This window comes from Nonomuraea sp. NPDC051941 (assembly GCF_044593615.1).
The window spans coordinates 61,732-72,750 of sequence record NZ_JBIUCF010000063.1 but is presented as its reverse complement, the minus strand read 5'-3'; the positions used below and the strand labels follow the sequence as shown (position 1 = coordinate 72,750).

Annotated in this window: 8 protein-coding genes; 7 read left to right on the top strand and 1 reads right to left on the bottom strand. The window is 68.1% G+C overall.

The window, feature by feature from the left end; all coding sequences use genetic code 11:
* A partial coding sequence (locus ACIHFD_RS59170) for a pyridoxamine 5'-phosphate oxidase family protein (protein ID WP_397374433.1) occupies positions 1-2,475 on the top strand: 2,475 nt, incomplete at its 5' end.
* Positions 2,476-2,826: 351 nt separating this feature from the next.
* Positions 2,827-3,666 (top strand): universal stress protein, encoded by an 840-nt coding sequence (locus tag ACIHFD_RS59165; RefSeq protein ID WP_397374432.1) that lies wholly within the window; start codon positions 2,827-2,829, stop codon positions 3,664-3,666.
* A 139-nt stretch (positions 3,667-3,805) separates the two neighbouring features.
* On the opposite strand, the gene ACIHFD_RS59160 is transcribed toward ACIHFD_RS59165, so the two are convergent.
* Positions 3,806-4,474 carry a helix-turn-helix domain-containing protein gene (locus tag ACIHFD_RS59160; RefSeq protein WP_397374431.1) on the bottom strand — a complete coding sequence of 223 codons (669 nt, stop codon included), beginning with the start codon at positions 4,472-4,474 and terminating at the stop codon, positions 3,806-3,808.
* A gap of 125 nt (positions 4,475-4,599) precedes the next feature.
* Between ACIHFD_RS59160 and ACIHFD_RS59155 the strand changes: the two genes are divergently transcribed.
* The 5 genes from ACIHFD_RS59155 to ACIHFD_RS59135 all read left to right on the top strand — a co-directional run bounded on the left by ACIHFD_RS59155 (position 4,600) and on the right by ACIHFD_RS59135 (position 11,010).
* Complete coding sequence (locus ACIHFD_RS59155; protein ID WP_397374430.1) at positions 4,600-5,448, top strand: universal stress protein; 849 nt, start codon at positions 4,600-4,602, stop codon at positions 5,446-5,448.
* 95 nt (positions 5,449-5,543) lie between these two features.
* The gene (locus tag ACIHFD_RS59150) at positions 5,544-6,200 is read left to right on the top strand and encodes a CBS domain-containing protein (RefSeq protein WP_397374429.1); all 657 of its coding nucleotides are present in this window, start codon (positions 5,544-5,546) and stop codon (positions 6,198-6,200) included.
* A 447-nt stretch (positions 6,201-6,647) separates the two neighbouring features.
* Positions 6,648-7,403: a hemerythrin domain-containing protein gene (locus tag ACIHFD_RS59145; RefSeq protein WP_397374428.1), complete on the top strand. Its 756-nt coding sequence runs from the start codon at positions 6,648-6,650 to the stop codon at positions 7,401-7,403.
* 885 nt (positions 7,404-8,288) lie between these two features.
* Positions 8,289-10,256: a cation-translocating P-type ATPase gene (locus ACIHFD_RS59140; protein WP_397374427.1), complete on the top strand. Its 1,968-nt coding sequence runs from the start codon at positions 8,289-8,291 to the stop codon at positions 10,254-10,256.
* Positions 10,240-11,010, top strand: a complete 771-nt coding sequence (locus ACIHFD_RS59135; RefSeq protein ID WP_397374426.1) for a cation transporting ATPase C-terminal domain-containing protein — start codon at positions 10,240-10,242, stop codon at positions 11,008-11,010. The genes ACIHFD_RS59140 and ACIHFD_RS59135 overlap by 17 nt, the downstream gene beginning before the upstream one ends.
* Positions 11,011-11,019 lie beyond the last annotated feature (9 nt).

Genomic DNA, 11,019 nt, shown 5'->3' with positions numbered 1-11,019 from the left:
GAGTGGTTCCGGCCCGAGCGGGCCGCGCTGCTGGCCTACCGGCATGAGCTCGATCTGTGGCATGGCGTGCTGGCGCGCGACCTGCGCTGGCGCGACGGCGAGGGCCGGGTCACGCGGGTACGGCAGCGTCGCCTCGTGTCGATGGCAGACCCGTACCTGGCCGCCCTGGAGACCACGTTCACCGCCGAGAACTGGTCGGGGCCGATACGTGTGCGCGCCACCCTGGACGGCCGGGTGGCGAATCGGGGCGTGGCCCGCTACCACGACCTGCGCGGCGACCACCTCACCGGGCACGCCACCGGCTCCGAGAACGACGTGGCCTGGCTGACGGCGAGCACCCGGAGCTCACACATCACCGTGGGGCTAGCCGCCAGGATCGACGCGGATGTACCCGGCGCGCACGTATGTCCAGGCGTCGACCACATCTCCTCCGAACACGTTCTCAACCTGGCTCAAGGCGATCCCGCTACGCTCACCAAGATCGTGACGTTGACCACCTCGCGCGACCCTGCCGGCCACGATCCTCTCTCGTCGGCACTCAGTCGTGTATGCCACGCGCCATGCTTCGAGGAGCTTCTCGCCCGTCACGCGGCAGCGTGGGAGTGGTTGTGGGGGCACGCCCGGCTCGACGTGACCAGCGCCAGATTGTCCCAAACCATCCACCTGCACATCTTCCACCTGCTCCAGACGCTCTCCCCGCACACCGCCGACCTCGACGTCGGCGTGCCCGCCCGCGGCCTGCACGGGGAGGCGTACCGGGGGCACGTGTTCTGGGACGAGCTGTTCGTGCAGCCGTGGCTGGCCCTGCGCTTCCCCGAGATCTCGCTCGGCCTGCTGCGCTACCGCTGGCGGCGGCTGCCGGAGGCCAGGGCCGCAGCCAGGGCGGCCGGGCACGAGGGCGCGATGTTCCCGTGGCAGAGCGGCAGCGACGGCCGCGAGGAGACCCCGGCCCTGCACCTCAACCCGCTCTCCGGACGCTGGCTGCCCGACCGCTCCCGCCTGCAGCGGCACGTCGGCCTGGCCATCGCCTACAACGTGTGGCACCACTACCTGGCCACCGGCTCCATGCCGGACTGGTGCGCGGAACTGCTGCTCGACATCGCCAGGTTCTTCGCCTCGCTGGCGGTGCTCCACGGCGACCGCTACGAGATCCGCGGCGTCATGGGACCCGACGAATACCACGACGGCTACCCGGGCGCTGACGTGCCAGGGCTGGCCAACAACGCCTACACCAACGTCATGACCGCCTGGCTGCTCATGCGCGCCCGCGAGACCGCCTTCCTGGCGCCGGAACTGGCGCCCCCGGACGTGGAGCTGGCCCGCTGGGACGACATCAGCCGCCGCCTGCGGGTGGACTTCCACGACGGCGTGATCAGCCAGTTCACCGGCTACGGGGACCTGCTGGAGCTCGACTGGGAGCGCTACCGCGGCGTGCGGCGCCTGGACCGGAGGCTGGAGGCCGACGGCGACGACGTCAACCGCTACAAGGCCTCCAAACAGGCGGACACCCTCATGCTCTGCTACCTCCTGACCGGCGACGAGCTGACCGGCCTCCTGGAACGGCTGGGTTACCCGGTCGACCACGGGCTGATCTCCCGTACCGTCTCCTACTACCTGGCCCGCACCAGCCACGGCTCGACACTCAGCGCGGTCGTGCACGCCTGGGTGCTGGCACGCTCGAACAGGGCACAGTCCTGGAGATTCTTCACCGAGGCCCTCTTGAGCGACATCAAGGACGTCCAGGGCGGCACCACCGCGGAGGGCATCCACCTGGGCGCGATGGGCGGCACCCTGGACCTCCTGCAACGCTGCTACCTGGGGCTGGAGTCGCGGCCGGACGGGCTGCGGCTGGACCCGCTGCTGCCCGGCCGGCTCGGCGTGCTGTCCATGCCGATCCGCTACCGCGGGCGCCAGATCTTCATCGACGCCGACCACCACGAGGCACGCGTGAACGGCACCGCGCGCCGTACCTATACGCGAGGAGAAACGATCACGAGTGGCGCCGGAGATCTCGGAAACCGCGACCAGGACCGCCCGCCCGGGCACGGCCTCGCCATGGCCAACCCGACGATGGAGGCGCTGGACCCGGAGGAGTGCCTGCGGCTGATCTCGCCGGGCGGGATTGGGCGGGTGGCGTTCAGCGGCTCGCGTGGGCCCATCGTGCTGCCCGTGAACTACGAGCTGCACCACGGCGTGATCGTCATCCGCACCGCGTCCGGCGGCCCGATGGACCAGGACCTGCGTTCGGGGCTGGAAGGGGTAGACATCAAGATCGCGTTCGAGGTCGACAAGATCGATGAGGTCAACCGCGAAGGGTGGAGCGTCCTGGTGCAGGGGCCTGCCCACCGTGTGCCACAGGACGAGGTGGAGAAGGCCGCCCCGGCAGACGTCACCCCATGGGCGGCCGGCGAGCGTCAGATCTACATCCGCATCGTCCCGCAGCAGATCACGGGCCGCCACATCCACGGCATGTAGCCGCTGACCGGAACTGGTGGCGCCCGCGCAACGCTGGGTAGAGAGCCAAGCCCTTGGAACGGCCGCCTCGACGTCGGGTTCACCGCCTGCGGGGAGCTGGTTCCCCGACGTGTGGGCCTTTCCCGACTACCTGCGCGAGGCCCTGGACGAGCTCAGCCCAAGTCCGAGGAGGGCAGGGCGGGCGGGAGACGCTGAAAGGCATGGCTCGATGGGGCGCCGCCGCACCAGATCGGCAAGCCGATGCGTCTGAGGACCAAGGTCACCCCCCCTTCAGGACTTCGTGCCCGGGCGCGATGGTTGCGCTGTCGCGAAGGTAGAGAGGAGAGACCTGACGTGCGAAGGTGAGGCGTGATGGCCGGTCACATTGTGGTCGGTGTGGACGGGTCCGCACCCGCGACCGCGGCGGTGGAGTGGGCCGCCGCCGACGCGCAACGCCGCGGTCTGGCCGTGCGGATCGTGCACGTGTGCGAGCAGTGGCCGCACAGCGAGAGCACCGAGTACTGCGCCGGTGCGCTGGAGGCCGCCGCCGGACGAGCCCGGGAGCTCACCAGGAGCATGCAGGTCACGACGGAGATGCTCAAGGGTAACGTGATCGCTGACCTGATCGCCGAGTCGAGGTCGGCGGACAGCCTGGCGGTGGGCAGCAGAGGGCTCGGCGGTTTCGCCGGCATGGTGCTCGGCTCGGTCAGCTTGGGTGTGGCCGGGCATGCCGCCGGACCGGTGGTCGTCGTCCGTGCTCCCAGCGCGCTGCAGCATGACAGGGTCGTGGTGGGATACGACGGCTCCGGGCACTCCGAGGCCGCCATGGCTTATGCCATCGAGCAGGCCAGGGCCCGAGGGGCGCAGCTGCACGTGGTTTCCGCGTGGCAGGTGCCGGCGTTCGCTTCGTACGGGGTCACGTACAGCAGTCTGCTTGAGGACATCGTGCGGGAGGAGACACACACCGCGCGAGAGCGCGTGACTCCCTGGCGCGAGCGCAATCCCGATCTTGTAATCAGCGATGAGCAGCCGTGCGAGCACCCGGTCAAGGCGCTGGTGGACGCGGCACGTACGGCCGATCTGGTCGTGGTGGGCTCCCGTGGGCTCAGCGGGTTCGCCTCGGCAGTGCTGGGCTCGGTCAGTCATGGCGTGCTGCACCATGTGAGCTGCCCGGTCGCGGTGGTACGGCCGCGCGCGAAAGAGGAGCCATAACGGTCGAATCGCTGCCGCCAAGTACCTGATGGCGGTCAAGCTCGACAAGCCACCGTCGATGATCTGGGGACCTGATGCGTCGCGCTGGCCGTTGGCGTTTTGGGGCCGCTGAGGGCCGCGAAGTGACCATCGGGCCTCCCTAGAGACCGTGGATGCGGCGGCCCGTGATCTGGTGGGGGACGATGCGGATGTAGAGCTGGCGCTCGCCACCCGCCCACGGGGTAACGTCGGCCCGGATGACCTCGTCCTCGGGCACATGGTGGGCGGGGCCCTGGACGAGGACGCTCCAGCCCTCCCGTTGAGCTTCGTCGATCCGGTCGACCTGGAAGCCGATCTTGATCTCCACCCCTTCCACGCCACTGCGCAGGTCCTGGTCCATAGGGCCGCCGTGGGCGGTGCGGAAGACGATGGCGCCGTCGTGGACCTTGTAGTTCACGGGCAGCACCGTGGGCCCCTCCGGACCGTTGAACGCCACCCTGCCGATGCCGCCCGGGGCGACCAGCCGCAGGCACTCCTCGGGTTCGAGGACTTCCAGGACCGCGTCGGCCGAGCCGGATCCGGGGCCGGGCGGGCGATCGCGCCCACCGCCCAGCAGGTCCTCGGCCGTCGTTTCGAGGGCGGTGGCCAGGCGGGTCACCGTACCTGTGTCAGGAGTGCCCAGATGGCTTTCGAGGTGCTGGACGTACCCGGCGGACATGTCCGCCCGGTCGGCCACCTGTTCGGCCGTGAGGCCGAGCCGATGACGGTGGTAGCTGATGCGACGCGCGAAGTCGCCGGTGCCGGTCATGAGCGTGTCCTCCCTGCTCATGTCCACGAAGCTAGCCAGTCACCCGCTCGGCGGCCAGGGTCCTTCGGCCCTTGCCGGACCGACCTCCGGCCCTGCTGCGGACGGGCGTGAGCGGGTCAGATGGAGGATGACGGAGGAGGCACGCAATGATCGTCGTAGGAACGGACGGCTCCGTGAACTCACGCGCCGCGCTGGAGTGGGCGGCCGACGATGCGTTCCGCATGCGGGAACCGCTGCGGATCGTCCATGCCGTGGACCGATCGCCGTACCAGATCCGCAAATTCCCCGATGACACTTTCCTGGATGTGCTGCAGCGCGAGGGACAGAGGATCCTGCGTGAGGCGGAGGAACTGGTGCGCGAGCGCCAGCCCACCGTCGAGGTCACGACCGAGGACATCGAGGGCGCGCCCGGCGGGGTCCTGCGCGAGCAGGCCAAGGACGCCACCGAGATCGTGGTCGGAAGCCAAGGGTTGGGTGGATTCGCCCGCGCGCTGCTGGGCTCCGTCAGCATGCACGTGGCCGGCCACGTGCACTGCCCCGTCGTGGTCGTGCGCGGCAAACAGCGGCCGGTATACCTCGAGGTGGTGGCCGGGGTCGACGACTCACCGCAGTGCGAGCCCGCGCTCGCCTACGCCTTCGAACAGGCGAAGTTGCGCGGGAGCACGCTGCGGGTGGTGCACGCCTGGCAGCTGCCGGTGCACGCCTTCGCACCAGAGCTCAGCAGTTACGACATGGACGAGGTCCGTACGGCGCAGCATCAAATCGTCCGCGACCGGGTGAAGATCTTCAGCGGTGACCACCCGGAGGTGAAGGTGGTCGAGGACGTTCAATCCGCCCATCCCGTCGAAGCGCTCATCGACGCGTCCGGGCGGGCGGACCTGCTGGTGGTGGGCTCGCATGGGCGCGGTTCCGTGGGCTCGATGCTGCTCGGCTCGGTCAGCCGGGGTGTCCTGTGCCACGCGCACTGCCCGGTGGCGGTGGTCCGTGCCCAGTAATCGCTGGTCAGGGCCTTGGTCGCTCGGCATCAGGGACGTTCGCCACTGCTGGGAAGAGGCCGTGCCGGCAGATCGTGAAGGGGGAGGTGGATGTCATGTCACTCGAAGTCAAGGACATCATGGGGCGGGTGGCCATCGCCGTACTGGAGGAGGCATCCTTCGCGGAGATCGTGGAGGCCATGGAGCGGTTCGCACTGGGCGCGGTGACCGTGATCGACGCTGAAAGGCGGCCTGTTGGGGTGGTCTCCGAAGACGATCTGCTGCTGAAGGAGGCCGACACGGTCAGGCACAGCGTCTCTAGCCTCGAGTCTCGCGAGCAGCGACAGGAGCACCGGAAGGCTGCGGGTGTGACAGCCGCTCAGCTCATGACGTCCCCGGCGATCACTGTCACACCGGGCACCTCCGTGCGGGACGCGGCCCGGCTGATGCACGCCAAGCGCGTCAAGCAACTGCCCGTGGTCGACATGAATACCGGGCGCATCGTCGGCACCCTGCACCAGCGTGATGTGCTGCGTGTCTTCATCCGCCCGGTCGAGGAACTGGCGGCGGACATCAGAGCGGTCCTGCCGGATCCCGCGGCGTTCACCGTCGGCATCCACCAGGGCGTGGTGACGATCAGCGGCGTGGTCGAGTGGAAATCTCAGGCTCTCGCGCTGACGGAGCAGATCCGGCTGATCGAGGGGGTCGTGGACGTGAGATCCGAGGTGGCCTTCGACAAGGACGACCTCCTCATCATGCCTTCCGGGATGTAGAAGGTCTTTGGTGACGGTCGTCCCGCAGACGCTGGTTGGCGCGGGCGCTGCAGTGGCCGCAACTGGCTCGATGCCGGCGCTGATCCTGGCGTTTCCCGCACCATGCCGGCCATGGCCCGCGACCGGCATCTGCCGCACGTGCCGGCCGCCGGGCACCACCGCTTCAAGGTGCCCCCACCGCGCCGAGTCTGGCATCGGCGCGATCGTGGCCATCCTGGCCGGTACGGCGGACCTACGCGGCGGCGCTCCGGCTTTTCCTCCTTCGGCGCCCTGGTCCACAACACCATCGCCAATGTCAGCGCCTGGACCCTCATCCCATGGCTTGGCCGAGCTGAGGCAAGCATTACCCGCATTACCGCATCAGCTGATCGGCGGGCGGGCAGGCACCTGGCGTGGTGCGGTCCTATTGGCCCGTATCGGACTGGTTCGGGGAACCGAGGGCTGTAGATGAGGGAAGAAGCAAGGGACGACCGTGATACACCGGTCGTGCGCCGCCGCGAGGTGCTTGGTTTGTCCGCCGCCTTGGCCTGCGGCTCAGCGGTGGCGACCGGGTGCGGCGCCCGACAACAAGCCAGCAGCGCCGCAACGTCCACGCCTGCCCCTACCTCGGAACAGGGCCAAGAGGTGCCGGTCACGCCACCGGAGGATCTCATGCGCGAGCATGGGGTCCTCAAACGCGTGCTGTTGATCTATCGGGAAGGCATCCGGCGGATCAACGCCGGTGAGCAGGTCCCCGCGCAGCCCCTGCACGCCGGGGCAGGCATCATCCGTACCTTCATCGAGGAGTACCACGAGCAGCTCGAAGAGCGGTTCGTCTTCCCGCGCCTGGTCAAGGCCGGCAAGCTGACCGACACCGTCCCGGTGCTGATCCAGCAGCACCGGCGCGGCCGCATCCTGACCGGCCGCATCCTGGACGCCACCGCCAAACCCACCCCCCAGCAGGCCCGTCGCGACCTGCTCGCCAACATGGCCGCCTTCATCCGCATGTACGAGCCACACGAGGCCCGCGAGGACACTGTGGTCTTTCCCGCCATGCGGGAGGTCATCCCGCCCAGGGAATTCGCCGAGATGGCCGAGACCTTCGAAGACGAGGAGCACCGCCGTTTCGGCGCGGCCGGCTTCACCGGCATCGTCGGGCAGGTGGCCGACATCGAAAAGTCGCTCGGCATCTACGATCTGAATCAGTTCACACCCCGCGTATGACGATTCTTCGACCGGACGCCGGAGGCGAGCCCAAGACACTCCGGGCACAGCCGTACTGAGGCGGTCACCACACCCAGGGCTCAAGCGGTCCCTGCTGGCCGGTCGGCCTCGGGCAGCACCTCACGCGCTACCTCCAGCAATGCCTGCTGTCCTCTGCCCGCGCAGCCACGCCCGCCTCGGTGGCCCGGTAAACCCGCCACACCCGGCCCTCGACCACGATGCAGAATGTGCAGCCGCACCGTCCCGCGCTGGAACTCCCTCATCCTCGCCCACCGTCCTGACCCGGCAACCCTCCGGCATGGGACAAAACTGATATCGGGTACCGATCCGATGTCGGGATGGAGCCCGACGCTCTCGAAGCAGCCGGTCTTGGTTGCGGATTTTGTGAATCCAGGAAATGGGCGTGGGATTCGGGATGGCCGTACCGGCAATATCGCAGGTTACGACATGTAGTCACGATATGTAATCGAGGTGAGTAGAGCGTCATGTACGAGACGATCAGGCAAGATGTTCGCCTCTAACCGGAGCTGGGCACGGTGCGCCCGATCGACGCCATGCGCCTTGATCCTGCGCCCACTCGCCAGGAGCTTGTCCATCACGGCCCAGGCGTTTTCCGCGCAGCTCGAAGTTCTCGCAGGCAGTAAGTGCCGCAGCGTTCCGGCCGCCATCCTGGCCGATGCCACGATCACCAGGCGCCAGCGACGAGTGCTGATCGATGTCTACGAGTCATTCCACCGGCAGAGCTCGACAGGTACAACGCCTGGCGCAGTCCTCTCCATGCAGAAATCCCACGTGGGCGAGGGAGCGGACAGCTCGCCGTCTCTCATCCCGTAGCTCACGGAACTGATGAGGAGCCGGCATCAGCCTTGGGTCCAGCCCTTCGGAGTGGATCTGGAAGAGGCAGCTGAGCTACTCCTGCGCGATCTCCGGAGTTCGCGCCGCGGACTGTCGAGCGCAGAGGCGCAGCGGCGGTTGCTACAACACGGTCGCAACGAGCTGCGAAGGCGGGGCGCGCGGCGCTGGCCGGGCGAGCTCGGCCGTCAGTTCACCCATCCGCTGGCTCTGCTGCTATGGGTCGCGGCAGGGCTGCTGTTGATCGTCGGCTCGCTGGTCGTCGCGATCGCCGTCATATTGATCATCGTCTTGAACGCCGTCTTCGCGTTCGTGCAGGAGATCCAGGCCGAGCGAGCGGTGGAGGCGCTTGCGGAGTACATCCCCCAGCGAGCGAAGGCGATACGTGACGGCTCCACCCGGGAGATCGACGCGGCGGAGTTGGTGCCTGGCGACATCGTCGTCATCGAAGAAGGCGATCGGGTCGCGGCCGATGTGAGACTGCTGGCCGGCGCCATCGAGGCGGATATGTCGGCGCTGACGGGAGAGTCCGTCCCCACCTTGCGATCGGCTTCCATTCTGGACGTCGACGTGCCCGTCCTGAGAGCGCACGAGCTGGTCTTCAGCGGTACGAACTGCACCGGTGGTGAGGCGCAAGGGGTGGTGTTCGCCACCGGGATGACAACCGAGCTCGGGCGCATCGCGGCCCTGTCGGAGCGCATCAGGCAGGAGCCAAGCCCGCTGGAGCGGCAGATCAGGCGCATCGCATGGCTCATCGCCGCGGTGTCGGTGGCCTTGGCGCTGGCTTTTATCCCGGCGGCCGTGTTCGGCGCCCACCTCTCCCCGGTCGATTCCCTCGTCTTCGCTGCCGGTTTGCTGGCCGGGATGGTCCCGGAGGGTTTGCTGCCGGTCATCACCCTGGCGCTCGCGGTGGCCGTGAGGGCTCTCGCAGCGCGTGGTGCGCTGGTCAAACGGCTGAGCGCAGTGGAGACCCTCGGATCGACGGATGTCATCTGCACCGACAAAACGGGCACGCTCACAGAGAACCGCATGCGGCCGGTGGCCATGTGGGCAGCGGCGGGCCGTTGTGATCTGGACGGCACGCAGTCGCGTTCAGTGAAAGCACCGTCCCGCTCGCCTTTGCAATCGGCCGGGCACATCGCCGCCGCCTGCAACAACGCGCAGTTTCAGGCGGGCAAGGAGCCGAGCGGCGATCCGACCGAAGTAGCTGTGCTGCTCGCGGCACAGGCCCTGGGGGCCGACCCGGATGCGGCCAGGAGAGAGGCGGCGCGTCGCTGGCAGTTCCATTTCAATCCCGAGCTCAAGCTGATGTCGACCATAGACCAGCGCGACGACAGACTCGTCGTCCGCACAAAGGGAACTCCGGAAACCCTGTTGCCACGCTGCACGACGTTCCTCAACAGGCCGGGCCGCATGACGCCCCTCGAGGCTCGTGACCAGGACCTCATCACGGGCCAGGTCAGCGCCTTCGCCTCCAACGGTCTTCGCGTTCTCGCTCTGGCCGGACGCGCCCTGCCAGCAGATGCGCCGCCACACCGGCGAGACGACGCCGAACGCGACCTGTGCTTCGTCGGACTGGTCGCCATGCTGGACCCGCCGCGTCCCCAGGTGGCCGAAGCCGTCTCGCGCTGCCGGAGTGCAGGGATTCGCATCATCGTTATCACGGGTGACCATCCCTTGACCGCGACCGCCATCGCCCAGCGTGTCGGCATCGTCGGCGACCAGCCCAGGGTCGTCACGGGCGAAGAGCTCGACCGGCTCACGGAGAACCAGATCGGCGACCTGGTGCGAGACGAGCCCGAAATCATCTTCGCCAGAGCATCGCCAGAAGCGAAGCTGCACATCGCCGAGGCGCTGTGCGAGCAGGGGCACGTCGTGGCGATGACCGGTGATGGCGTCAACGACGCCCCGGCACTGCACCGTGCCGACATCGGGTCGCCATGGGGGACGGTCGGGAACGGACGTCGCCCGGGAAGCCGCCACGATGGTGCTCACCGATGACAACTTCGCTTCGCTCGTAACAGCAGTGGAGGCCGGTCGCCGCATCTACGACAACGTTCGCAAATTCATCGTCTACATCTTCGCGCACGCAACCCCCGAGGTCGCGCTGTTCCTCATCTTCGCGCTGGGCGGAGGGATGGTGCCGCTGCCTCTGACGATCCTTCAGATCCTCGCCTTCGACGTCGGCAGTGAGACGATGCCGGCCCTCGCCCTGAGCCGCGAGCCCGCCGAACCCGGTCTCATGACGCGCCCGCCACGGCCCCGAGCGGAAGGCGTGATCCGCCGGGCCATGTTGCTGCGGGCCTGGCTCTTTCTCGGGGTCAGGGTCAGCGCCCTCCAGATGGCCGGCTTCTTCTACGTGCTCATCCGAGCGGGCTGGCACCCCGGCGCCCCGACCGGCGCGGGGCATCCCCTGCACCACGCCTACCGGCAGGCGACGACGATGACCTTTCTTGGCATGATCGCCGGACAGATCGGCACGGCCTTCGCGGTACGCACCGAGCACGCCTCACTGCGCTTTGTCGGCATCCTCTCCAACCGTTACCTGCTCGCGGGCATCGCCGGTGAACTCGTCCTCGCGGCGCTCTTCGTCTACCTTCCTCCGTTCCAAGCCCTTCTGGGAACCGCTGCCCTGCCTCCAGGTGACCTGCTTCTCCTGATTCCTTATCCGTTCATCGTCTGGGGCGCGGACGAGTCACGCCGTTACCTGATTCGACGCCGGACCCGCGGCAGAGCCGGGGTGGACACCGGGTAACTCTTCAGT